Consider the following 24,402-nt stretch of genomic DNA (forward strand, 5'->3'; position numbering starts at 1 on the left):
ATGGTCCAGAACGTCGCTCCGCTGATGGCGGAGTTGGAGCCGGAGGATTTCTATCTGCTCTCCGGGCTCGAACAGGGGATGCGGTTCTCGCGGTGGGTCGCACGCGGGAAGATTGCGGAGTTCTCGCGGCTCGACGGCGAGGAGATGGAGTACCGGCTCGACCGGTGTGAACAGCGCGAGCTCATCGAGCGCAAAACGATCCAATACACCGGCTTCCGGCTCACCTTCGAGGGGTACGACGCGCTCGCGCTTCGCACCTTCTCCGAGCGGGAGACCATCGAGGGGGTCGGTGCACCACTCGGCGTCGGCAAGGAGTCGGACGTGTACGAAGCGCGTTCCTACAAGCCGCTGGCGTTGAAGTTCCACCGCGAGGGGTACACCAACTTCCGCGAGGTGAACCGCGAGCGCGAGTACACGGCCGACAACAACCACATCTCGTGGTTCTACACCGCGCGAAAGGCGGCCGAACGCGAACACGAGGCGCTCCGGGCGGTCTATCCGGAAGTGTCGGTCCCCCAGCCCGTGGGCCAGAGCCGCCACGCGCTCGTGATGGAGAAACTCGACGGCGTGGAGCTGTCGAAGGCGAAGCTCAACCCCGAACAGGCCGTCGGCGTCCTCGATTTGATTTTAGACGAGATGGCCGAAGCCTACCGACAGGGGTACGTCCACGCCGACATGTCCGAGTACAACGTCTTCGTCGCCAGCGACGGCGTGACGGTGTTCGACTGGCCACAGGCCGTGCCGACCGACCACGAGAACGCCGGAGAGTTCCTCGAACGCGACTGTGACAACATCGTCGGCTACTTCCAGCGGAAGTATCCGAGCGAACTGCCCGAAATCGACACCGAACGCCTCGCTGCAACGCTTCGCGACGGTAGCTTCGACGGAATTCGACTGCTCGCGTAACTGAGCCGCCGTTTTTGTCCCAATCCCGTGTCGCGTCGGCAGCCGTCGTATTCGTAGTGATAAACTACATGCCGCGATATCAAATTCGGCCTATCGGTCAAATCGGCGGGCGGAACAAGAGGCCCGAAACAGGCAGAGATATTCGTGTTTCCAGAGTCACACCGTTCTCTACTTTGGAATCCAAATCGTACCGGTCGCACAGCGGCGTAAATCATCTGCCGAGGTCAGACGCAGCGAGAGAAACACGGACTGGAGGGCAGTACGGACACACTGTTCAGCGAAGCGAGTGACGTGTCGGTTTGGATTCGTAGCTGTGTACTCGTGAGTCGTGAGGATTCGAAAGGGGAAACCCGGTAAATACGGAGTGCGTAGAAGTAGGTAATGAGTCAACGCACGAGCCACATCAGTATCCGAGGGATGAGCTGTGCGAACTGCTCGCAAACCGTCGGGGAGGCCGTCGGCTCGCTCGACGGCGTGACAGAGGCAGATGTCAACTACGCCACCGACGAGGGGACCGTGACGTACGACCCCGAGCGCACCTCGTTGAGCGAGATATTCGGCGCAATCAAGGACGCCGGCTACACGCCGGTGACCGAATCGACCACGATCGCAATTACCGACATGTCGTGTGCGAACTGCTCGGAGACGGTGCAGGAGACACTCGAAGCGACGGCCGGCGTCGTCGCTGCCGAGGTGAACTACGCGACGGACGAGGCGCAAGTGACGTACAATCCGGCCGAGGTGGACGTGGCGGCGTTTTACGATGCCATCGAGCGAGCCGGCTACAGTCCCGTCCGCGAGGAGGAAGCGGACGGAGAGTCGGACGGCGACGCCCGCGAGACAGCCAGACAGGAAGAGATGAACCGACAGCTTCGATTGACCCTGTTTGGCGCGGTGTTGTCGCTTCCCCTGCTCGTGTTCATGACCGACCACCTGCTGGGGGTGGGTCTCGTCGGCGACGAGGTGGTCGGCGTGTCGACGGGGTGGGTCGCGTTCGCGCTCGCGACGCCCGTCCAACTCGTGCTCGGGCGACCGTTCTACGAGAACGCCTACCGGGCGCTCGTGCGCAATCGCCGCGCGAACATGGACGTACTCATCGCGTTGGGCTCCTCGACGGCGTACGTCTACTCGGTCGCGGTCCTGCTCGACGTGGTTGCCGGCGAGGTGTACTTCGACACCGCCGCGTTCATCCTCGTGTTCATCACGCTGGGTAACTATCTGGAGGCGCGCTCGAAGGGACAGGCCGGCGAGGCCCTCCGGAAGCTACTGGAGATGGAGGCCGACACCGCGACCCTGCTGGAGGACGACGGCACCGAGCGAGAGGTGCCACTCGACGAGGTCGAGGTCGGCGACCGGCTGAAGGTCCGCCCCGGCGAGCAGATTCCGACCGACGGCGTCGTGACGGAGGGACAGAGTGCGGTCGACGAGTCGATGGTGACCGGCGAGTCCGTTCCCGTCGAGAAGTCCGCCGGCGACGAGGTGGTCGGCTCTACGATTAACGAAAACGGCGTGCTCGTCGTCGAGGCGACGAAGGTCGGCAGCGACACCGCCCTCCAGCAGATCGTCCAGACGGTGAAGGAGGCACAGTCACGCCAGCCCGACATCCAGAACCTCGCCGACCGCATCTCGGCGTACTTCGTCCCGGCGGTCATCGCGAACGCTCTGCTGTGGGGGGTGGTGTGGTTCCTGTTCCCCGAGACGCTGGCAGGGTTCGTCGACGCGCTCCCGCTGTGGGGGCTCGTCGCGGGCGGGCCGGCAGTGGCGGGCGGGACGATTTCGGTCTTCGAGTTCGCCGTCGTCGTGTTCGCGTCGGCGGTCCTCATCGCCTGCCCCTGTGCGCTCGGGCTAGCGACGCCCGCCGCCACGATGGTCGGGACGACGCTCGGTGCACAAAACGGCGTCCTGTTCAAAGGCGGTGACGTGCTCGAACGGACGAAGGACGTAGACACCGTCGTCTTCGACAAGACGGGGACGCTCACGACCGGCGAGATGGAGCTGACCGACGTGGTCGCCCTCGGTGCCGAAGACGACGGGACCGCGGCCGACGGCGGCCAACTCACCGCGCGCGAGCGACTCGACGAGGGCGACGTGCTCCGGCTCGCAGCGAGTGCCGAACGCGGGAGCGAACACCCCCTCGCCCGTGCGATTGTCGACGGCGCGACGGCCCGCGGACTGGACGTGACCGACCCGGAGGCGTTCGAGAACGTCCCCGGACAGGGGGTCGTGGCGACCGTCGACGGCGAGGAGGTGCTCGTCGGCAACCGGACGCTCCTGCGCGAGAACGACATCGACCCGGAGCCGGCCTTGGAGACGATGGAGCGACTGGAGCGTGCGGGGAAGACGGCGATGGTAGTCGCTCACGCCGGGGAGGCCGTGGGCGTCGTCGCGAACGCCGACACGGTGAAAGGAAGCGCAGAGAGTGCCGTGAGCCAGCTTCGCGAGCGCGGTATCGAAGTGAATCTGCTCACCGGCGACAACGAACGCACCGCACGCGCGGTCGCCGAGCAGGTCGGCATCGACCCCGAGAACGTCCGGGCCGAGGTGCTCCCCGAAGACAAGTCCGACGCCGTCGAGGCGATTCAGGCCGAGGGCGAGCGTGCGATGATGGTGGGAGACGGGGTGAACGACGCGCCGGCGCTCGCGGTCGCGTACGTCGGCACGGCGCTCGGGAGCGGGACGGACGTGGCCATCGAGGCCGCCGACGTGACCCTGATGCGCGACGACCCGGTCGACGTGGTGAAGGCCGTCCGCATCTCCGAGGCGACGCTCGCGAAGATCAAGCAGAACCTCGTGTGGGCGCTCGGCTACAACACGGCGATGATTCCGCTGGCTTCCCTCGGGCTGCTCCAGCCGGTGCTCGCGGCTGGCGCGATGGCGATTTCGAGCGTCTCCGTGCTGTCGAATAGCCTGCTGTTCAGACGGTACACGCCCGACCACGACTACAAACTGCTCGGTCGGCTTCGGTGAGCAAAGAAAGGAGGAAGCTGCCGGCGCGGTCTACCGGCCGCGGTCCTTACCCTTGCCCTTGCTCGCTGCCTTCACGAGCGCTTCGAGGTCGAGGTGGCCCGAGCCGTGGTAGAGTTCGCCCTCGGCTTCCTGTGAGGCGGTGTCGCGGATGAGCTGTTCGACCTCCTCGACGCTGGCGTCGGGGTCGAGCGAGCGCACGAGCGCGACGGCTCCCGAGACCTGCGGGGCGGCCATCGAAGTGCCGGCCTTCCAGCCGTAGCTCGACACGACGTTTCCGTCGGCGTCGACCGTGTTGACGGTCGAGTAGACGAGGTCGTTGTAGGCGTCGGGGTTCGACGCAATCGCCTGTAGGTCGGCGTTGCCGCCGGCCGCGCTCACGTCGACGGCGCTGCCGTAGTTCGTGTAGAAGGCCGGCTCCGTCGTCGGCTCCTCGAGACGGTTGCCGCGGAGCCACTGCTCTTCGTTGTCTGACTTCTTGCCGCCCCAGCCGACGCCGATTGGCCCGGTCGCGCTAACGCCGAAGACGCCCTCCGCCTCGGTCGGGAGACTGAGGACTTCACCGCGCTCGGGGTCGACGCGGTCCATGTTCAGGCTGTCGTTGCCGGCGGAGTTGACGACGACCGTCCCCTGCTCGCGGGCGTAGCTGGCGACCAGTTCTGCGATCCGGAGTTCGGCGCGCAGCGACGGCAGTTCCTCCGGGAACACGTACGGGAACGGGAAGCCGACGCTGTAGTTGATGGCGTCGCAGTCGTTCTCTGCCGCCTTCACCCACGCGGCGTAGCCGTCGCCCTGGTATCCTTCCATTCCGGAGAACATCCGGTAGGCGATGATTTCCGTGTCGGGGGCGGTACCGAGCACGCCGCCGCCGGGACCGTCGTTGCTGTTCGTCGCGGCGATGGTGCCGGCGACGTGGGTGCCGTGACTGCCAGCACCGTTCGGGCGGAAGTCGTACGGGTCGCCCGTGACGTTCTCCGAGAGGTCGGCGTTGACGACGTCTTCGAGGTCCGGGTGGCCGTCGTAGACACCGCTGTCGACGACCGCGACGCGAGTCCCCTCGCCGGTCGCGGTGTCGTGGACGACCTTCCCGTTGCCGGGTTTGTCGGTGAGGTTGTTGCTGAGATTCTGGGCGCGTTTGTCCCACTGGAACTCGGAGTTCGACGGGGCACCGTCGTGGTTGTGGCTCGCCGACCGCTCGTCGACGCTCGGCCCGTCCTGCGACTCGACTGCACCGGTCGTATCATCGCTCAGGTCGATTTTGATGTCCGGGACGGTCGCCCCAGGACCGCCGACACGCTCCTGGTCGCCGCGTGCTACCAGTACGTCCGCTTGTGAGAGGTCGTGGATAATCTCTACGTCGTCGGGGACCTCGCTCCGGGAGACCTCGGTGAGATTAATGAAGAATCGTGCGTTCTCGCCGGTACTTGCGCTCACGTTCCCCGCGAGCGTGAGTCCGCCGAGCGTTGCACCTGCCGTCTTCAGCATCGACCGTCTGGTATGTCGAACCATACAACGGCGTATAAATCGCGATTGATAAATATTGGCATTTTATTTTGTTGCAGAAATACCAATTTATTTTTGCGCTAACCTATCACTCGGCGCTGGCGTGGTCCAACGTGTTTAGGGTCGGTGGGGGCAAACGGTCGGATGGCAGAGGGAGTCCGGCCACCGCCTTACCGGGAGTAGGACCCCGGTGGCGAGGAAAGTCCCCCCACCGACCGGGCAGGCGACTGGACACACGTCCAGAGCGGGAGACCGCTGGCACTGGAACAGCAACGACACGTCCACTCCGGAGTGATGATGCGCGCGACCCGACCCGCGAGGGAAGGAAGCTAACCCGCAGAACGCCGATGGAGTGGGAGCGATGGAACGGCGAATCCTCGCCGGTGCAAGCCCGTCGTTCATTGGTAGCCCGGCGACCGCGACGGGTGCTCAGCCGAATGCCGGACCGAACAGAAGGGGGCTTACTCCCCTCAGCCGCACCTTTTTGCACGACGAGTCTTCGGCTCGTCGGCAAAAATCTGCACCGCGAGACGCTTCGCGTCTCGCCAGCTCTCGTTCGCTACACTCACGAGAACATCAAAAAGACATGTCGCCCCTCCCGTTGGTCGGGGCTCGGTCCTGCGGCTCGCGTCGCTCGCTGCAGTGAACCGCTCGCTCGTTCCTCGCTCGCGGATGCTGGCGTGAGAGGGTGATTCTATTCTGCTCTGAATCCGACCCGTTCAGCATCCCGCGCACACCGTTCAGTCGCAGCGTCGATATCGAACTCGCGGACGATGTCGCCGTCCTCGATGAGCGGTTCGAGGAGGGATTCGCCGTTGTCGGGGGCGGGCGCGTCTGCCGGCTGGACGACGTGGTCGCCGTCGACGCGGTAGACGGATTTCGCGCCCGTTAGCTTCCCGCGCTTGGCTGCGCCCTCGCCGTCGCGCTCCACGATATCGAGTCCGAAATCCGTCGGCGGCGTGTCGGAGATGGCCGAACCGACGCCGAAGCCGTCGACGTACGGCCGGAGCTGACGGACCGTCTCGGCGGTGATACCGCCGGAGACGAAGATGTCCACGTCTTCGAAGCCGGCATCGTCGAGCGTCCACCGCACCTCCCGGACGATGTGCTCGAAGTCGCCGCGCCGGGAGCCGGTGGTGTCGAGTCGGACGCCGTCGAGGTTCTCGACCGCGCGGGCTGCCCGGACCGCCTCCTCCGTCTCGTCGGCGTAGGTGTCGGTGAGCGCGATACGGGGCACGTCCTCGGGGGCGTGCTCGTCGAACGCCTGCCACGCCTGCTCCTGCTTGCCGCGGCCGAAGGCGATGACGAGCGCGTGGGGCATCGTCCCGCTGGGCTCTCGGTCGAGTACGTCGCCCGCGCCGACGTGTGAGAAGCCGTCCATCCCGCCGACGAGGGCGCTGCGTTCGAGCGCGGCGGCCGTCGATGGGTGAACGTGGCGCGCACCAAACGAGAGGGCAGTCCGGTCGCGGGCGGCGGTCGCAATCTCTCTCGCGCCCGTCGCCCACGCGCTCGCAGGCGAGAGGAAGCCCAGCAGCGACGTTTCGAGTTCGGCGAACTCCAGGTAGTTCCCTTCGATGCGCATCACCGGACCGCCGTCGAACAGCTGGCCTTCTCGGAGGGCGTAGGCGTCGAGGTCGTGGCCGGCGAGCAGGTGGGCGGCGTCCTCAATGCCAGCGAACACCTCGAACTCGCCGGTCGGGAACTGGTCTGCGGTTACCTCACACACGACGTGCGGGTCGCGGCCTGCGCCCTCGAGCGCCTCGCGGGTGCGCTGGAAGTAGGCGTCCGTCGCCCGGCCGCTCGCGATGGCGTCGGGCGAGACGATATCGAACATACCGGACGGTTGATCGGCCCGGCGAAAAGTCTACTCGTGAACGTCCGGCAGGTCGCCGGTCGTCGGCGCGTTCACGATGGTGACGGTGTCACCCTCGACGGTGACGCGGAAGGCGTCGGCGTACGGTCCGTCGTCGATAGTGTACACCGCACCGGACTGCTGGCTGCCGCCCCAGTAGGCGAGCAGGTCGGCGTAGGCGTCGGCGAACTCCTGGGCGTCCTGTCGGCTATCCCAGACGGACTTCCAGACGTACGCCGACTCGTTGTCCTTCTGGTAGATGTGCATGCGGTCGCCGTCCCAGCCGCGCACCGGCGCAGCGGTGTATTTGAACGGCGGCTGGACGATGTTCCCCTCAGCGTCGATGTTCAACAGCTCCTGTGGCTGAAGTACGGGCTGGTTTCCGGTGTCGGCGTACAGCGTGTACCCGAACATGGCTGTCATCGCCGACTGGCCGAGTCGGGCCGTCGGGTTTCGCTCCGGCGGGTCGACCCGCTCCCAGCCGTTCGTGGTCCGGTCGCGTAAGCTCACGTCGGTCGGCGGGTCCGGGTCGATGGCGTACTTCTCGGGGGTGGCGACCTGTTCGGTCGAGGCCGGCAGGTCGTCGTACATCTGGTTGATGCGGTCCCAGCCGCCACGCTCCTGGTAGAACTCGATGAAGGCCGGTCCCTCGTCGTACGGGAAGTAGTTCATGATGTAGATGCCCAGGTGGATGTCGCCGCCGGAGCCGGAGCCGGACTGCGGGGCGGAGAGACACTGCCACTCGTCGCCACAGCGGTCCATGTAGCGCTCCTCGGTGAGACTCGCGTCGCCCTCGATGAGCCCGTTCTGTGCGTTGGACTGCTCGCGAGAGCTTGCGGTGATAGAGGTGAGATCGAACTGCTGGTCTTGGAGGGCGTGGGTGAGTTCGTGGCCGAGGGTGCGCTCGCCGGGGAGGTCTGCCGTCTCGCCGCCGTAGATGACGACGATGCGGTCGTTGCGCGGGGTGTAGAAGCCGGCGACCGAGGAGCCACGGTTCGACTGCTGGACGGCGAGGGAGTCGCGGTCCTCGCCGACGAGGAACAGCGCCTCGAACTTCGCGTTATCGAAGGTCGTGAAGGCCGCAGACCGGTTGCCGCCGCCGGCGTACTGGCTGTCTTGGTACTCCTCGCGGGACATCAGCTCGACGGGCACCGTCGCGTTGAACTCCATCTCGCGGACGACCTCGACGCGAGCCATCGCGCGGGCGACGATGCGCTCGCGTTCGGCCTCGCTGAGTCCGTCGCTGCGGTCGACGCTGATGGTCTCGTTGGCCCAGTAGCCGTTCTCCCACCCGAGCACGTCGGTTTCGGGGTCGGGGAGGTCGGTGACGGGTTCGGCGGTCGCGGTCTGGTTCGCCGACGGCGTCGGCGTCGCAGTCTCCGGTGCGGGGGTCGGCGTCGTCCCGTCGGTCGGCGTCGGGGTCGAGCCGCTGTAGCCGACGCTACAGCCGGCGAGGGCGACGAGAACGACGAGGAGGACGGTCGAACGTGCTCGCATACCGCATACTCGGCCCCCACGACAAAAAACGGCGGTGTCCACGGGGTGATACTTTTCGGCGTCGCCGCCGTTCGTCCGGTATGGCGATGTTCGACCCGGCGACGACGGCGCTCGTCGTCGTCGACATGCAACGCGACTTCTGTCACCCGGACGGGGCGCTGTACGCCCCCGGCAGCGAGACGGCAATCGAGCCGTGTGCCGATCTCGCGCACGCGGCCCACGACGCCGGTGCGCGCGTCGTCTACACGCGCGACGTCCACCCGCCCGACCAGTTCGACGGAACCCACAGCTACGACGAGTTCGACCGCTGGGGGGAACACGTCCTCGAAGGCTCGTGGGGAGCCGAGCTGTGTGACGACCTCCCCGTCGAGGACGGCGACCACGTCGTGGAAAAACACACGTACGACGCCTTCCACGAGACGGAACTCGACGGCTGGCTCTCGGCGCGGGGCATCGACACGCTGCTCATCTGTGGGACGCTCGCGAACGTCTGCGTGCTCCACACGGCCGCGAGCGCCGGGCTGCGCGACTACCGAGTCGTCCTCGCCGAGGATGCGATCGGCGCAATCGAGGAGGAACACCACGAGTACGCGACCGACCACGTCGAGTGGCTGGTGGGCGAGCGCACGACCACCGACGAGGTCGCCTTCGCGTGAGTATCCGACCCGTCCGGGAAGGGGACCGCGACGAGATACTCGCGCTCCACCGCGCTGCCATCCGGTCTGCCGGCTCCGACCCCGACGACGTGCCCGGCAACGAGGACCTCGACACGCCGGTCGCCGCCTACCGTGGCGTGGGCGGCGAACTGCTCGTGCTCGAAGCGGAGGGCGACATCGTCGCGATGGGCGGGTACAAGCCCCGCGACTCCGGCGTCGAACTGCTCCGGATGGCCGTCGCCCCCGACGCACAGGGCGAGGGGTACGGCTCACGCATCATCGAGGCGCTGGAAGCCCACGCCCGCGAGGCGGGCTACGAGCACGTCGAGTTGGAGACGACGGCGCGACAGGAGCAAGCGATGGGGTTCTACCCGAGCCACGGCTACCACGAAGCCGGGCGACGACAGGACGGCGAGTACGAGGTCGTCCGGTTCGAGAAGTCGCTCTAGGCGCGAAAGAGCCGGTAGGCCCCGGTCGCGAGCGCGACGGGCGTCGTCTCGCCGTCGTGTTCACTTTCGAGGAGAATCTCGCTCACCCCGACCGTCTTGCCCGCGCGGGTCACCTCGGCGGTCGCGGTGAGGTCGCCGCGGGCGGCCTCCAGATAGTTGACGCTGAGATTGATCGTGGCCATGCCGGCGGTGAGCGGGTTGTCGAGTTCGCCGCGGAGCGCCATCCCGCCGGCCGTGTCGGTGAGCGTGGCGGCGACCCCGCCCTGAATCGGGTGGCGGGTGTCGTCTTCGGCCCCGGTCCACGGGACGTTCGTCAGCTTTCGGTCGTACGGAATCGCCATGACGGCGCGACCGCGTTCGAGTTCCTCGACCGTGACGCCGAGCCACGAGAGAAACTCGTGGTGGGTGTCGATGTACTCCTGGAGCGCGTCGGCCGAGCCGTCTGGAAGTTCGTCCACGACGAGCAAAAGAGCGAGCGCGGCTTGTAGCCTACGCTGGGACGCTGCGGTCGAGCCCGGCGATGTGAGCCGCGAGGTCGGTCGTCGTGACGATGCCGATGAGTCCGGCGTCGTCGTCCACGACGGGCAGGTGGTGGACGCCGGACTCGACCATCAGGTCGGCGGCGTCGGCGACGCTGGCCTGGGCGGAGATGGTGACCGGCGTGTCGGACATGTACGCCGAAACTGGCGTCTGGTCTTTCGGCTCTTGGCCCGCGACGATGTGGACGAAGTCCGTCCGGGTGAGAATCCCGGCGAGTTGGTTGTCGTCCTCGACGACGAGCACCGACCCCACCTCGGAGTCGATCATCAGCTTCGCCGCCTGCTCGACGAGCGTGTCGGGCGTGACCGTCTTGAGGTCGGTCGACATGAGCCGCGCGACAAAGATATCGTCCATGATAATTGAGTACACATGGCAGGCTATAAACTTAGCGGCGGTGGCAGTCACTGACGCGGATGGCGAGTGGCAAGCGCGGCGACGGCGTCGCGGGCGTACCCCTCGGGGACGTAGACGAAGGGAATAGTGCGTTCGAACTCGCGGCCGCCGTAGAGACCGTGGTCCGCGACGGACTGGACCCGACCGCGGTGAGCGAGCGGGATGTCCCGCAGTTCGCCGGGTTCGTACTCGGGCACGTAGGAGTGTTCGACCCACACCTCGTGGTCCGGGAGGTCGAGGTCGTCGGCCAGCGCCGCTTCGAGGCGGTCGTCGTTGTCGATGAGCCACCGGGCGTACGCGTCGGGGTCGACGCCGTCGGGCACAGCGTCCCCGAATCCGAGCCGGTGTTTCCAGCACGACTCCGCGAAGTCGCGAGAGCGATACCGGTCGTAGAGGTCACCGAACGCCTCGCTCGGCGGGTCGGCGGCCGCCTCGCGGAACCGTTCGAGCAGCCAGAAGTCGTCGACGCCAGAGAGGACGGCGTCGGCGGTGATGAGGTCCTCGCGGGCGGCGAGTTCATCCAGCAGTCGCTGGAACAGCATGTTCGCGTACACCGACTTGTGGTGTTGGGTGACCCACTGGTACAGGGAGACGCGCCCCTCCAGATAGTTGCCGATGGCCGAGAGTGCCCCCTCCGCGAGCGCGAGGCCGGCTTTCGGGTGGGCGGTGTAGGCGCTCGTCATCCGGTCGGTGTCGATATCCAGCACGTCCGCGCCGGTCATGTGGTCGTCTCTGACCATGTAGTCGAGCCGGTCCACGTCGACGGGCGAGTGGAGAATCTCGGGGCCGACGCCGTACTGCCACGCCGCGCCGGTCTCGTAGGCGAGACTCCAGCCGAGCACGTAGCCGGCCACCTCGGTCGGCGAGACGCCGAGCGCATCCAGCGCGTCGTCGTACACCTCCAGGATGTGGACACACGAGAGCAGTTCGTGGGGGGCAGCGCGCTCGATGGGTTTCGGCCAGCCGTTCACGTCGGGCGCGACGGCCCGAAACCGGGCGACGAAGCCCGTCTCGGCGAGTCGGTCCCGGAGCGCATCCACGTCGAGGTGGCGCTCGCCGAGATGTGACAGCGGCGGGTGACCGATGTCGTGGAGCAGACTCGCGCACGCGAGCGTCTGTTCGATTTCGTCCAACTCGGCGGTCGTCGCGCCGTCGGTGAAGTACGACTGCCCGCGGAGATTGGTGAACACCTCGCTGGCGAGGTGGTAGACGCCGAGCGAGTGTTCAAACCGGGTGTGTGTCGCCCCGGGGTAGACGAGATGGGTGGCCGAGAGCTGGCGGACACGGCGGAGCCGCTGGAACTCCGGCGTGTCGACCAGTCGCTCGACCAGCGGCTCGGCCAGCTCGATGTAGCCGTGGACGGGGTCTTTGATGCGGCGCGTGCTCATTTCCAAGGGAAACACGGGGGCCGCCGGAGACGGTTTCGGTTCAGAACGGGTAGGTGACTTCGGTTTCAGCCTCCGAGAGCGTCCACAGCCGGGTGGCCAGCGTCTCGTCGTACGAGCGGTCGGTCGACTCCTGCGGCTCGGGGGCACCGCGCATCTGGCCGAAGCCGCTCGGGCCGATGTACTGCCCCCCTTCGGCGTCGCGGTCGGTCGCCGCGTAGAGGGTGGGCAGCGCACCGTCGGCGGCCGACTGTGCGATGACGCGATTGATGACGCCCATGACGACGCGCATCGGGAGGGAGGTCGCCGCGCCGCTTTGCAGATTCGTCGCGGCGAAGCCGGGGTGACAGGCCAGGCTCGTCACGTCGCTGCGGCGGTCGAGTTCGTACGCGAACAGGAGGTTCGCGAGCTTCGACTGGCCGTAGGCTTCCCAGCGGTCGTAGCCCGCGCGCGAGTGTGGGTCGTCGAAGTCGATGTCACCGTTCTCGTGGGCGCGCGAGGAGACGGTGACGACGCGGTCGCGTATCTGGTCGACCAACAGACCGGTGAGCGCGAAGTGGCCGAGATGGTTCACGCCGAACTGCATCTCGAAGCCGTCGTCGGTTTCGGCGCGGGGAATCGCCATCACGCCGGCGTTGTTGACGAGCACGTCTATCGGACCGTCGAGCCGGTGGGCGAAGTCACGGACCGAGTCGAGATTCGCCAAGTCGAGCGGCTCGACCCGAAGGCTCGCGCCGGGGATTTCCTCGCGAATCTCGTCTCGGGCGGTCTCCCCGCGGTCGAGCGAGCGACAGGCCATCACGACCGTGCCGCCGGCGCGGGCGAGTTCGCGCGCCGCCTCCTTGCCGATGCCGCTGTTCGCACCGGTGATCACGAATCGGCGGTCGCTCTGGTCGGGAATATCGTCCGTGCTCCAAGTCATACCGGACGGAGGGTCGCCGCGAGCAAAAGCGCTCGCTCCAGACCGGACGACACAAGCGTCGGCTCTCCCCACGACGGGTATGACGCGACTCGTACTTGCGGCCGGGACGACCGAGACCGCGGCCATCGAGGGACTGAGTGCGGCGGGGACGGACGGCGACCTGCTCGTCCACACGCCGAGTGCCGACGCCGAGATACTGGAGTACGGAAAGCCGGTGCGCGCGCCGGTGACGCCCGTCTCGCCGGCCGGCTGTCCGACGCCGGCGGTCGTGACCCGCGCCGTGCGCGAACGGCTCGACCTGCCGCTGACGGTCGTTGACGCCGGCCTCGCGAAGCCGACGGCTGCCGGCACCGTCACCGTCGGCGCGACGCCGGGTCGCGACATCCGCGAGGAGGAACCGGTCCCGACGGCCTACGGCGTATGGGAAGCGGCCCGGCAGTTCGGGCGCGCGCTCGACGAGGACCTGCTGCTCGCCGAGACGGTTCCCGGCGGGACGACGACCGCGCTCGGGGTGTTGACGGCGCTCGGTGAGACGGACGCGACCGGCGTCTCCTCGTCGCTCGCGGCGAACCCGCTCGACCTGAAACGGGAGGTGGTGGCGGCGGGACTGGACGCCAGCGACCTCAACGCCGGCTCGTGTGCGGGCCAGCCGCGACGCGCCGTCCGTCGGATGGGCGACCCGACGGCCGCGGTGCTGGGCGGACTGACCGTCGGCGCGCTGGAGACGGACACGCCGGTGACGCTGGCCGGCGGGACGCAGTTGCTCGCCGTCGCCGCGCTGGCTCGCCACGCCGACGCCGACGGCCGGCTCTCCCTCGCCACCACCTCCTTCATCGACGCCGACCCGAACGTGGACCTGTCTGCCGCCGCCGACGCCTTCGAGTTGGACGTGACCGTCACCGACCCCGGCTTCGATGAGAGCCACGTCGCCTTCGAGCGATACCTCGCCGGCGAGGCGAAGGAGGGTGTCGGGATGGGCGGTGCGCTCGCGGTGGCCGACGCTGCCGGCGTCCCAATGGCCGACGTGCGCGACGGCGTTATCTCGACCTACGAGCGGCTCCTCGGATAGCGAACAGCCGGCTGGGTACGCGCGACGCTACGCCGGGCTCCCGTCTCGGGCGTCGCGGGCGACTCGTTACATGGGGTCGCTGGCCTCGGCTTCTGATTTGAACCTTCGTGCAGTTGTTGTGTCTTCAGCGTCAGAGCCGTCAACTGAAGCCGACGCGATGTTGACACGCCTCTATTTGATGTTGCCAGCACCGCGACCGCTCGCTAGCCCGCGGCCTCCGGCCGCTCTCCCAACCCTCCCCCGGACCGCACACGCTCGCACGGCGAGCGGTGCGGTAGGCCACCGCAACGGTTGCCTGTGCGGTTGGCGTGGTCCGAGCGCGCCCTGTGCGCGAGAGTCAGCGCGAGGGATGAGCGACCGCAGGGAGCGAATCGGCTGGGGAGGCTCGTGGGCTGTGCCATCGGGTAGGACTGAAACGGGCGGGCGTGTCGCGCTTGCGTGGTTGACTCCGTGACCACTACCGGGAGAGCGACGCGCTCCCAGGCAGCCGGCGGTGGAACCGCCGGCACGCCCGCGACACGCCCGGGGTTTTCGATCCCGAAATGACAGAGCAGTCAGAGCAATCAGAGCCAGCAAACGAGACACCACACTCACATAAACAGACTCACGACCGAGCCACGACAGCCACGGCCGCAACGCCTCCAACCACGAGCGCGAACCAGTAGCTCATCACGCGATACACGAGCGCAATCGAGAGCGCGACAGCGTTCGACACCGGCGTGAGCGCGACCAACAGCGCGACGAGCGCGAGTTCGACGCCGCCCGTCCCGCCCGGCGACGGGGTCAGGCCGGCGAGCGTCGAGGCCGGAACGACGAACAGCACGAGCAGCGGGTCGATACCCGGGACAGCAAGCGTCTTGCCCGCGAAGTACAGCGGCAGGGCGAAGAACACCCAGCCGGCGTACGCGAAGACGACCGCGACGACGAGCGCGCGGCGGTCCTGTGCAATCCGGCCGAACGACTCGTACAGCTCGTCGATGCGGCGGGCGACCCCGTCGACGGAGAGCCGGCTCGTGATTCGAGTCACGGGCCGGACGAGTCTGAGCACGCCACCTCGGACGCGCTCGCGATATCGCCACGCCAGCCCGACGAGGACGGGAACGCCGACGGCCATCGCGAGTAGCCCCCACGCGAGTGACTGGGCCGCACCCGGGAGCGACGACTGTGCGAGCAGGACCGAGAGCCCGATAGCCGAGAAGGAGAAGAACGGGAGCAGATTCAGCAGGTCGGCGGTGACGACCGACGCGAGCGACTCCTCGTAGCTGGCCTCGGTGTCGCGCGAGAGCACGTACGCGATGAACGGCTCGCCGCCCGCCTGCCCGAGCGGGGTGACGTAGTTGGCGAACGTGGCGGCGAAGTAGGTCCCCACGAGCTTGCGGAAGGGCACGTCGATGCCGGCGACACGGAGCACGACGTGCCACGCCTTCCCCCAGAGGACGAGACAGACCGTGGTGGAGAGACAGCCGACGGCGAGCCACCGGAGGTCAGCGCCCGCGAGCGTGTCAACGACCTCGTCCAGTCCGAACTGGGAGGCGACGACGTAGAGGACGATGCCGGCGACGGCGAAGCCCGCGAGAATCTTCCAGCCCGTCTCGCGGTCGACCGGGAGCGAGCGGTCCACTACTCCAGGTAGCCGAGGTCCTGCAGGCGGTCCTTCGCGGTGCCGTCCATCTCCCCGAGCACGTCGGCGTCGGGGTCGTAGTCGTCGTCCCACGTCTCCCCGACGCGCGTCTCGAACTCGCGCAGCGTCGCCTCGATTTCCTCGACGACCTCGTCGGGGTCGTCGATGCGGTCGTCCCGCTCCTCGGGGTCGGTGTCGATGCGGTAGGCCTCGTCGGTGATGCGCTCGTTGCGGATGTACTTTCCATCGACCCGGCGAGCCGCCCGCATCCGGGAGTAGTAGCGCGACTCCTCGTCGAGGGTGATGCCGGCCTCCTCGGCCTTCGTCTCCAGCTGCTTGAGTTCGACCACCGGGCGGTGGTACTCGACGAAGGCGTACTCGCCGTCGGCGAAGTCGCGGTAGTCGGCCGACAACAGCGAACGGGTCGAATCCAGGGGTTCACCGCGACCGGCCGAGACGCCGGTGAAGTCGAGCACCGTGTGATAGAGGTCCTGCATCTCGACCTGCGTGTCGTCGCGTCTCCCTTCCTCGCCGGGGGTCTTGACCACGAGCGGGACGTTGACGAGCGGGTCGTAGATGCCGAACTCGTGGCCGTACAGTCCGTGTTCCCCGTGGAGTTCCCCGTGGTCGGCACACACGACGACGAGCGTGTCCTCCCACTGGTCGGTCTCCTTGAGATGCGAGAAGAGGCGGTCGAGTTCCGCGTCCATGTGGCGAATCTCGGCGTCGTAGAGCCCGCGGATGTCCTCGAACTCCGACTCGGAGATGTCGCGGGCACCGGAGTTGTACTCCTTCGAGTTCTGACACACCTCGGTGGCGTCGACGCCGGGGGCGAACTGCTGGGCGTACTCCTCGGGCGGGTAGACAGGGAGGTGGGCGTCCATCAGATTGACGAACGTGAACCACTCGTCGGCGTCGTCGGTGAAGTCGATGGCGTTGTCGATGACCTCCGGCGTCTTGGAGTCGGCCCCCTCCGCGCCGGCGAAGTACTCGTGGATGTCGTTGCCGACCTCGACGAGTTTGTTGGCGACGCTGCGGAGCGTGTCGTTGTCGTTGACCTTCTGCCAGAGGTCCGCGAGCGTCCCCGAGAGGAACTCGCCGGGCATCACCTCGAAGAAGTTGTCCTGCTCGTCGAAGCCCGCGGTCAGCCGGGTGTAGGGCGTAATCCACGCGTTCGAGGAGTAACACGCGGTGTCGTACCCCGCCGACTGGAGCGCCTCCGCGAGCGTGCCGATTGACTCGTCGAGATACGGCTGCTCCTGGCTCGCGCCGTGTTGACTCGGGTACAGGCCGGTGAACATGGAGGCGTGGACGGGGAGGGTCCACGGGGCGGGCGAGACGGCCTGCTCGTAGACGGTCGCCTCCGCGGCGAGCGACTCGAGCGTCGGCGTCGTCTCACGGTCGTAGCCGTACGGGGTGAGATGGTCCTTCCGGACGGTGTCCAGCACGACGAAGAGGACGTTGTCCGCGTCTGTCATACCCGTCTCGTGTCCTGTGACGCGAATAAACCTCGTGGTCTCCCGCTGCCGGCAAGCGTTGCCGTAACTGAGAGTTATACGAGTCTTGAAGAATATGCATACTGTACATGAACACGCTCGGTTTTGATACGCGAGCGCTCCACGCCGGCGACGAGGGCGACCCGGCGACCGGGGCGGCGTCGCTCCCGATTCACCAGACCACCTCCTACGAGTTCGAGAGCGCCGAGCAGGCCGCCGAACTGTACGCGCTCGAACGCGACGACCACATGTACTCGCGCATTTCGAACCCGACGACGGGTGTCTTGGAGCGCCGGCTCGCCTCCCTCCACGGCGGGACGGGAGCCTGCGCCACCGCCTCGGGGATGGCCGCCTTCGACGCCGCCACGCTCGTGCTCGCGGAATCGGGCGACAACGTCGTCTCCGCCTCCTCGATTTACGGAGGTACCCATGCTTATCTGAGCCACACCGCCGCGCGCCGGGGTATCGAAGCCCGGTTCGTGGACACGCTCGATCCCGACGCCTACGCCGAGGCGATTGACGAGAACACGGCGTACGTCCACCTCGAAACCATCGGCAATCCGTCGCTCGTGACACCGCCAATCGAGGAGATCGCCGCGGTCGCGCACGACCACGACGTGCCGCTGTTCGTCGACAACACGTTCGCGACGCCGGCGCTGTGTCGCCCGCTCGAACACGGGGCCGACCTCATCTGGGAGTCCACGACGAAGTGGATTCACGGCTCGGGCACGACCGTCGGGGGGATTCTCGTCGACGGGGGGGAGTTCGACTGGCACGCCGGCGACTACCCCGAGGTGACCGCAAACACCGCGTTCGACGGGCTGGACTTCACCGAGCGGTACGGCGACCGGGCCTTCGAGTACGCCGTCCGCCAGCGCAGCCTCCGGTCGCTGGGCGACCAGCAGTCGCCGTTCGACGCGTGGTCCACCTTACAGGGCGTCCAGACGCTCGGGCTTCGGATGGAGCGCCACTGCGAGAACGCGCTCGCCGTCGCCGAGTATCTCGACGACAACGACGACGTGGCGTGGGTGAACTATCCTGGTCTCGACGACCACGAGACCCACGACCTCGCGACCGAGTATCTCGACGGCTACGGCGGGATGGTCACCTTCGGACTCGAAGACGGCTACGAGGGCGGCACCCGCGTCTGTGAGTCGGTCGAGGTGGCGACGTTCCTCGCCAACATCGGCGACTCGCGCACGCTCGTCATCCACCCGGCGAGCACGACCCACGCCCAACTCTCCGAGGGAGAACAGCGCGCCTCCGGCGTCACGCCCGACCTGCTCCGGCTCTCGGTCGGTATCGAGAACAGCGAGGACATCATCGCCGACCTGGAGGCGGCGATATGAGCGACACCGTCTCGCTGGGCGAGTTCGAGTTCGACTGCGGGGAGTCGATTCCCGACCTCACGGTCGCGTACGAGACGTACGGCGAGTTCACGGGCGACAACGCCGTCCTCGTCTGTCACGCCCTCACCGGCTCCCAACACGTCGCCGGTCGCCGCCGGCGCGGTGACACGGCCGGCCAGGCCGCCGCGTGGTGGGACGACATCGTCGGTCCGGGGAAGGCCGTCGACACGAACGACTACTTCGTCGTCTGTGCGAACGTCCCCGGCTCCTGTTACGGCTCCTCCGGCCCGCCGTCGGAGGGACCGGACGGGGAGCCGTGGGGGACGCGGTTTCCGGCCGTCACGGTCGGCGACTGGACGCGCGCCCAGCGGCTCCTGCTCGATGAGCTCGGGGTGCCGAATCTCCACGCCGTCGTCGGCGGCTCCGTCGGCGGGATGAACGCCCTCGACTGGGCGAAACGCCACCCCGACCACGTGGATAGAGTGTTGGCCGTCGCGACGGGCGCGCGGCTCGACGCGCAGTGTCTCGCCATCGAGTCCATCGCGCGCCGCGCCATCACGACCGACCCCGACTGGCAGGGCGGCGACTACTACGGCGACGGTCCGGACCCGGTACAAGGACTGGCGCTCGCGCGCCAGCTCGGCCACGTGATGTATCTCTCCAAGTCGTCGATGGCCAAGAAGTTCGGTCGCCGCTCGGCCGGGATGGACGCCGCCCGCGACGCCTTCGAACTCGACCCCGCGGCCGGCTTCTTCCCGTACCGCGAGGTGGAGTCGTATCTCGACTACAACGGCGAGCGGTTCGCCGAGCGGTTCGACGCGAACGCCTACCTGTACCTGACTCGTGCGATGGACAGCTACGACCTCGCGGGCGGCTACGAGTCGGACAGCGACGCGCTCGCGGCCTTCGATGGTGAGGCGCTCGTCGTCTCGTTCACCGGCGACTGGCACTTCACGACCGAACAGGGTGAGGAGCTGGCCGAGGCGTTCCGCGCCACCGGCACTCGGAGCGCCCACCACGTCGTCGAATCCGACCACGGCCACGACGCGTTCCTCGTGGAGCCGGAACACGTCGGCCCGCCGCTGGGCGATTTCCTCGATTCAGGTGTCAGGGGCCATGCCGTCTCGGACACGGTCGAGCGCGACGAGGGCGACGACTTCGCGCCCGTCCACACGAGTCTCTTCTCCAGTTAAGCGCCGAACGGCGAGTCCAGCGGGTCCGGCCGCTGGAGCGAGAGCATATCCATCGCGGTCCGAGCGAACCCACGCAGCCGCGCCACGTCACACTCGTCGTACTCGCGTGCTTCGGTGTCCATCACACAGAACATCCCGAGCGACTCGCCGCCGGGAGCCCGGAGCGGGACGCCGAGATACGAGCGCAACCCGAGCTCCCGTAGCTCGCCGATGCTGGCAAAGCGGGGGTCGGCAAGCAGGTCCGTGACGGCGAGGTGTGACTCCTCGTGGAGCCCGTGGGTACAGACGGAGTTCGCGCGGTCGATACAGCCAACATCGAGCCCGCTCGCGCCGAGCAACTGCTGTTCGCGGTCGGTGATGACGCTGACGAACGAGACCGGGGCATCGAGCACGTCGGCTGCCAACCCCGTGAGCCGGTCGAACGGGAGACTGGCCGCCGTCGGGATGTCGTACCCGTCGACCGCGGTGAGGCGGTCGGTCTCGCGCTCGGCGTTGGGCGTGGGCGATCGCTCCTCGATGGCCGCGGCGAGTTCGTCGGCGAGCGCGGCCGGTGAAACCTCCTCGGCGTCGTAGCGGTCGGTAAGCAGCGTCTCGTGGGCGGTCGTGTCGGCGGCGTCACCATCGGCCGCGTACACGAACAGCGGGAGCCACGGTGCGACGAACCCGACGGTCGTCACGAGGTCGGCGGCAGCGCCGTCGGCGACCGTCGCTCCCACGACGACCGCGTCGACCCTCTGTGCGGCGAGTCGCTCGCGGGCCGCCCGGAGCGACGCCGCCGTGACCGGCGAAAGCCGTCGAGTTGCCTCCAACTCCTCGGAGACGGCCGTTCGCTGGCCAGCATCGGCGTCCGCATAGAGGATGATACTGGACATAGATTTAACAGGAAACGATATTCGGCAATAAGCGTTTCTGCCACTCCGACCCATGGGTCGGATACTCAAGTAGCAGTAGCCGTATCCGGGCGTATGGACGCCGACGTCGTGGATTACTCTCTGCTCGCGGGGGTGGGTATCGCGCTCGCGACGGGACTCGTCGGGCTGGTCTCACGCCCCGGCGACGCGTGGCTGTTTCTCCTCCACGGCGGGGTCGGCGTCACGCTCGTGGGCTTTCTCGGCGTGAAGCTGTGGCGGGTCCGCGCCCGCGTCCGGGCCGGCGTGCGCGCCCGATCCGGTCGCGTCGCCGTCTCGATACTGCTGACCCTGCTTGCCGTCGCCGCGCTCGCGACCGGTATTGCGTGGGTGTTCGGGGCGAGTCTGTCGGGCGCGTTCACCCTCCTGTTCGTCCACGCCGTGCTCGGGGTGGCGACGACGGTCGTGCTCGTCGGCCATCTTCGCGACCGGCTCCGGATTCCGTCGCGGGCGAGTCTCCGCGACCGCAGACAGACGCTGTCGTGGCTCGGGATGGTGACGCTGGGCGCGGCCGCGTATCGCGCGACCGACGTGCTCGGAACCGCACGCCGGTACACCGGGTCGCGCGAACGGGGGTCCGACAGCGGAAACGACTTCCCCGTGACGGCGTGGGTCGCAGACGACCCCGAGCCACTCGACCCGGAGGCGTGGACGCTGTCGGTGACGGGCGCGGTCGAGACGGAACAGGAGTTTGAGCGAGGGGACCTCGCGTTCGACACCCAACAGCGCGCGCTCCTCGACTGCACGAGCGGCTGGTACTCCGAACACGACTGGCGCGGGCTGTCCGTCGGCGAACTACTCGATACTGCTGGCCCGACGGACGGGGCCTCGTGGGTGCAGTTTCGCTCGGTGACGGGGTACCGGTGGTCGCTCCCGCTGGACGAGGCGCGCGACGCCCTGCTCGCGACGCACGTCGACGGCGAGCCGTTGCGCCACGGCCACGGGCGGCCGATGCGGCTGGTCGCACCCGGACGCCGCGGCTTCCAGTGGGTGAAGTGGGTGACGGAGGTGCGGGTGTGGCGACGCCGCGACTACTCGGAGTGGGTCGCGATCCAGGTGTCGGGCCTCTAGACGGGTTCGCCGCCTTCCGTCGAGGGGATGACGTGGTCGATGTACTGGTCGACCGACGGCTCGCGCACGTCGACCCGCACGTCGATGACGCCGAGTTCGCCCGGCGAGCCGACGGCGAAGTTGACGACCCCCTCGAAGGCGGCGGCCTTCTTCAAGCGGAACGAAAAGCCCTCCTCGTCCACCTCGAAGGCGTTGCGCGCGGTGTCCAGGATCTCCTGTTCGTGGAGGAGTTCGGAGAAGTGCGCGAGGTCGTGTGTCTCGGCGACGAGGCGGCCGTCCTCCCACGTTACGTCGGCGTCGGGGAAGACGGTGCGGACGGCCCGCTCGACGCGGTCTGGCAGCTCGGTCTCGTTGACGGGGGTCTCGGCCCGTACGTCGACGGCGAATATCATTGGAGTATCTCCTCGACCTGGTCGTGAAACTGTGCGAGCGAGCCGTCGTTTTCGATGTGGCGGTCGGCCTGCTCGATCGCCTCGCCCAGCCCGAAGCCGAGTTCGCGCTCGTCGCGCTGGCGGAGCGTCTCGCGGGCGTTGTTGTCGCGGCCCCGGGCGTCGATACGCTGTGCGCGGTCCGCGAAGGGGGCCTCGATGGCGACGAGTTCGAACTCGTCGCCGAAGGCCGACCGGAAATGCTGGAGTTCGGCGGCCGACCGGAGTCCATCGACCACGACGGTGTCGCTGTGTTCTAAGGCGTCACGGATGATGGGGATGGAGCGTTCGGCGATGGCGAGGGGACCGTCCTCCTCGCGGAGCGTCTGTGCCACCTCGCCGTGGTGGTCTGCGGGGTCGAGACCGCGCCGGCGACACTCCGTCCGAATCACGTCACCCATCGTGACTACCGGGATGTCGAGGTCGTTCGCGACGCTTGCGAACTCACCCTTTCCGCTCCCCGGTAGCCCGACGGTTCCGATGACGGCCATTACCCGTCTTTTTACGGAGCGGCCGATAAGCGCTGTGCTTGGACACGGGGTGAAAGCTGTCGAGGAGCAAAGCGTTAACCACGCGCCGCTCTCCGCTCTCGGTATGAAGGTACTCGTCACGGACCCCATCGCAGACGCCGGTCTCGACCGGCTCCGCGAGGCCGGCCACGAGGTCGAAACGGGCTATGAACTGGAGGGGGAGACGCTCCACGAGGCAGTCGCCGACGCACACGCGCTCGTCGTCCGCTCCGGCACCGAGGTGACCCGCGAACTGCTCGAATCGGCCCCCGACCTGCGTATCGTCGGCCGCGCCGGCATCGGCGTCGACAACATCGACATCGACGCCGCCACCGACCACGGCGTCATCGTGGCGAACGCACCCGAAGGGAACGTCCGCGCCGCCGCAGAACACACCGTCGCGATGGCGTTTGCCAGCGCGCGCTCGATTCCACAGGCACACAGCCGACTCAAGAACGGCGAGTGGGCGAAAAGCGACTACCTCGGCACGGAGGTCAACGCCAAGACGCTCGGCGTCGTCGGGCTGGGCCGTGTCGGCCAGGAGGTCGCCAAGCGACTCGCCGCGCTCGGGATGGACCTCGTCGCGTACGACCCCTACATCTCCGAGGAGCGGGCCGAACAGCTCGGTGCCGAACTCGCGGAGCTCGATACCGTCCTCGACCGCGCCGACTTCCTCACCATCCACACCCCGCTCACGCCGGAGACGGAGAATCTCATCGGCGAGGACGAACTCGCGAAGCTGGAGGGCGGCTACGTCGTCAACTGCGCGCGCGGCGGCATCATCGACGAGCCGGCGCTCGCGGCCGCCGTCGAGGACGGCACGCTCGCGGGCGCGGCACTCGACGTGTTCGGCGAGGAACCGCTCCCGGAGGAGTCGCCGCTGCTCGACGTGGACGACATCATCGTGACGCCGCATCTCGGTGCCTCCACGAGCGCCGCACAGGAGCACGTCGCCACCTCCATCGCCGACCAGGTGCTCGCGGCCTTCGCCGACGAGCCGGTCGTGAACGCCCTGAACGCGCCGTCGATGGACGCCGCCGCCTTCCCGCGCGTCGAGCCGTACATCGGCATCGCGGAGACCGCCGGCGAAATCGCCGTCCAGCTGCTCGACGACCGCATCGAGCGCGTCGAAATCGCCTACGAGGGCGACATCGCGGACGAGGAAATCGACCTCGTCACCGCGAGCGCGCTGAAGGGCGTGTTCAAGCCGTCACAGATGCACGTCAACAGCGTCAACGCGCAGGGCGTCGCCGAGGAGCGCGGCATCGAGGTGACCGAGAGCAAGCGCCGCCAGTCCGACGACTTCCAGAGTCTCGTCACCGTCACCGTCGAGGGTGAGACGGATTCGGTCGCCGTCGAGGGGACGCTGTTCAACGGCGAGGACCCGCGTATCGTCCGCATCGACGGCTACCGCGTCGACGCGATTCCGGGCGGCCAGATGGTCATCGCGCGCAACACCGACGAGCCGGGCGTCATCGGCCTCATCGGCTCGGTGATGGGCGAGTACGACATCAACATCGCCGGCATGTACAACGCCCGCGAGACCATCGGCGGGGAAGCGCTCACCGTCTACAACGTCGACCACGAGATTCCCGAGGGCGCACGCGAGAAGCTGCTCGACGACGACCGCATCATCGACATCACCTACATCGCGCTCGACGGCGTCGAAATCGACCGGTAAGGTAGTTTCT

21 protein-coding genes and 1 other RNA gene are annotated in these 24,402 nt (G+C 67.6%); 10 read left to right on the forward strand and 12 right to left on the reverse strand.

Annotated features, from left to right (window positions below; translation table 11 throughout):
• Both DM818_RS05055 and DM818_RS05060 read left to right on the forward strand, forming a co-directional pair.
• Nucleotides 1-906 carry a serine/threonine-protein kinase RIO2 gene (locus DM818_RS05055; protein WP_075937804.1) on the forward strand — a complete coding sequence of 302 codons (906 nt, stop codon included), beginning with the start codon at nt 1-3 and terminating at the stop codon, nt 904-906.
• Nucleotides 907-1,287: 381 nt separating this feature from the next.
• Nucleotides 1,288-3,873, forward strand: a complete 2,586-nt coding sequence (locus DM818_RS05060; RefSeq protein ID WP_153952387.1) for a heavy metal translocating P-type ATPase — start codon at nt 1,288-1,290, stop codon at nt 3,871-3,873.
• 30 nt (nt 3,874-3,903) lie between these two features.
• Here DM818_RS05060 and DM818_RS05065 read toward each other — a convergent pair whose 3' ends face one another.
• Complete coding sequence (locus DM818_RS05065; RefSeq protein ID WP_153952388.1) at nt 3,904-5,379, reverse strand: S8 family peptidase; 1,476 nt, start codon at nt 5,377-5,379, stop codon at nt 3,904-3,906.
• 140 nt (nt 5,380-5,519) lie between these two features.
• On the opposite strand from DM818_RS05065, the gene rnpB reads away from it, so the two are divergent.
• Nucleotides 5,520-5,849, forward strand: an RNA gene (rnpB, locus tag DM818_RS05070) — RNase P RNA component.
• A 218-nt stretch (nt 5,850-6,067) separates the two neighbouring features.
• On the opposite strand, the gene DM818_RS05075 is transcribed toward rnpB, so the two are convergent.
• Both DM818_RS05075 and DM818_RS05080 read right to left on the reverse strand, forming a co-directional pair.
• The gene (locus tag DM818_RS05075; protein WP_075937802.1) at nt 6,068-7,207 is read right to left on the reverse strand and encodes a nicotinate phosphoribosyltransferase; all 1,140 of its coding nucleotides are present in this window, start codon (nt 7,205-7,207) and stop codon (nt 6,068-6,070) included.
• Nucleotides 7,208-7,237: 30 nt separating this feature from the next.
• Nucleotides 7,238-8,722, reverse strand: coding sequence for an Hvo_1808 family surface protein (locus DM818_RS05080; RefSeq protein ID WP_075937801.1), 1,485 nt, complete (start codon nt 8,720-8,722; stop codon nt 7,238-7,240).
• An 80-nt stretch (nt 8,723-8,802) separates the two neighbouring features.
• Here DM818_RS05080 and DM818_RS05085 point away from each other — a divergent pair, with 80 nt between their 5' ends.
• Nucleotides 8,803-9,378 carry a cysteine hydrolase family protein gene (locus tag DM818_RS05085; protein ID WP_075937800.1) on the forward strand — a complete coding sequence of 192 codons (576 nt, stop codon included), beginning with the start codon at nt 8,803-8,805 and terminating at the stop codon, nt 9,376-9,378.
• On the forward strand, nt 9,375-9,827 hold the full coding sequence (locus tag DM818_RS05090; protein WP_172977288.1) for a GNAT family N-acetyltransferase: 453 nt from the start codon (nt 9,375-9,377) through the stop codon (nt 9,825-9,827). The genes DM818_RS05085 and DM818_RS05090 overlap by 4 nt, the downstream gene beginning before the upstream one ends.
• Here DM818_RS05090 and DM818_RS05095 read toward each other — a convergent pair.
• Genes DM818_RS05095 through DM818_RS05110 form a run of 4 tightly spaced genes read right to left on the reverse strand, consistent with a single transcriptional unit; the run spans nt 9,824 to nt 13,067 of the window.
• Nucleotides 9,824-10,285, reverse strand: a complete 462-nt coding sequence (locus DM818_RS05095; RefSeq protein ID WP_197738606.1) for a PaaI family thioesterase — start codon at nt 10,283-10,285, stop codon at nt 9,824-9,826. The two genes, DM818_RS05090 and DM818_RS05095, sit on opposite strands and share 4 nt — an antisense overlap.
• 31 nt (nt 10,286-10,316) lie before the next feature.
• Nucleotides 10,317-10,721: a CBS domain-containing protein gene (locus DM818_RS05100; RefSeq protein WP_075937797.1), complete on the reverse strand. Its 405-nt coding sequence runs from the start codon at nt 10,719-10,721 to the stop codon at nt 10,317-10,319.
• Nucleotides 10,722-10,768: 47 nt separating this feature from the next.
• Complete coding sequence (locus DM818_RS05105) at nt 10,769-12,148, reverse strand: HD domain-containing protein (RefSeq protein ID WP_075937796.1); 1,380 nt, start codon at nt 12,146-12,148, stop codon at nt 10,769-10,771.
• Nucleotides 12,149-12,188: 40 nt separating this feature from the next.
• Entirely contained in the window at nt 12,189-13,067 is an 879-nt protein-coding gene (locus DM818_RS05110; protein WP_075937795.1) for an oxidoreductase, read from the reverse strand.
• A gap of 79 nt (nt 13,068-13,146) precedes the next feature.
• On the opposite strand from DM818_RS05110, the gene DM818_RS05115 reads away from it, so the two are divergent.
• Entirely contained in the window at nt 13,147-14,136 is a 990-nt protein-coding gene (locus tag DM818_RS05115; RefSeq protein WP_153952391.1) for a nicotinate-nucleotide--dimethylbenzimidazole phosphoribosyltransferase, read from the forward strand.
• Between the two features lie 604 nt (nt 14,137-14,740).
• Here DM818_RS05115 and DM818_RS05120 read toward each other — a convergent pair.
• Nucleotides 14,741-15,757 (reverse strand): lysylphosphatidylglycerol synthase transmembrane domain-containing protein, encoded by a 1,017-nt coding sequence (locus DM818_RS05120; protein WP_153952392.1) that lies wholly within the window; start codon nt 15,755-15,757, stop codon nt 14,741-14,743.
• Nucleotides 15,757-17,235, reverse strand: a complete 1,479-nt coding sequence (locus DM818_RS05125) for a sulfatase (protein ID WP_153952393.1) — start codon at nt 17,233-17,235, stop codon at nt 15,757-15,759. The genes DM818_RS05120 and DM818_RS05125 overlap by 1 nt, the downstream gene beginning before the upstream one ends.
• A gap of 107 nt (nt 17,236-17,342) precedes the next feature.
• Between DM818_RS05125 and DM818_RS05130 the strand changes: the two genes are divergently transcribed.
• Together DM818_RS05130 and metX are read left to right on the forward strand one after the other, a co-directional pair.
• Nucleotides 17,343-18,602, forward strand: a complete 1,260-nt coding sequence (locus DM818_RS05130; RefSeq protein ID WP_153952394.1) for an O-acetylhomoserine aminocarboxypropyltransferase/cysteine synthase family protein — start codon at nt 17,343-17,345, stop codon at nt 18,600-18,602.
• On the forward strand, nt 18,599-19,795 hold the full coding sequence (gene metX / locus DM818_RS05135) for a homoserine O-acetyltransferase MetX (RefSeq protein WP_075937790.1): 1,197 nt from the start codon (nt 18,599-18,601) through the stop codon (nt 19,793-19,795). The genes DM818_RS05130 and metX overlap by 4 nt, the downstream gene beginning before the upstream one ends.
• On the opposite strand, the gene DM818_RS05140 is transcribed toward metX, so the two are convergent.
• Complete coding sequence (locus tag DM818_RS05140; protein ID WP_172977289.1) at nt 19,792-20,667, reverse strand: GAF domain-containing protein; 876 nt, start codon at nt 20,665-20,667, stop codon at nt 19,792-19,794. The two genes, metX and DM818_RS05140, sit on opposite strands and share 4 nt — an antisense overlap.
• 93 nt (nt 20,668-20,760) lie before the next feature.
• Between DM818_RS05140 and DM818_RS05145 the strand changes: the two genes are divergently transcribed.
• Nucleotides 20,761-21,774 carry a molybdopterin-dependent oxidoreductase gene (locus DM818_RS05145; protein WP_153952396.1) on the forward strand — a complete coding sequence of 338 codons (1,014 nt, stop codon included), beginning with the start codon at nt 20,761-20,763 and terminating at the stop codon, nt 21,772-21,774.
• On the opposite strand, the gene DM818_RS05150 is transcribed toward DM818_RS05145, so the two are convergent.
• Nucleotides 21,771-22,166 carry an RNA-binding domain-containing protein gene (locus DM818_RS05150; RefSeq protein WP_075937787.1) on the reverse strand — a complete coding sequence of 132 codons (396 nt, stop codon included), beginning with the start codon at nt 22,164-22,166 and terminating at the stop codon, nt 21,771-21,773. The two genes, DM818_RS05145 and DM818_RS05150, sit on opposite strands and share 4 nt — an antisense overlap.
• Entirely contained in the window at nt 22,163-22,693 is a 531-nt protein-coding gene (locus DM818_RS05155; protein WP_075937786.1) for an AAA family ATPase, read from the reverse strand. Before DM818_RS05155 ends, DM818_RS05150 begins: the two co-directional genes overlap by 4 nt.
• A 103-nt stretch (nt 22,694-22,796) precedes the next feature.
• Between DM818_RS05155 and serA the strand changes: the two genes are divergently transcribed.
• Nucleotides 22,797-24,392: a phosphoglycerate dehydrogenase gene (gene serA / locus DM818_RS05160; protein WP_153952397.1), complete on the forward strand. Its 1,596-nt coding sequence runs from the start codon at nt 22,797-22,799 to the stop codon at nt 24,390-24,392.
• Nucleotides 24,393-24,402 lie beyond the last annotated feature (10 nt).

Source organism: Halosegnis longus, assembly GCF_009663395.1.
In the GTDB taxonomy this organism is placed as follows: domain Archaea; phylum Halobacteriota; class Halobacteria; order Halobacteriales; family Haloarculaceae; genus Halosegnis; species Halosegnis longus.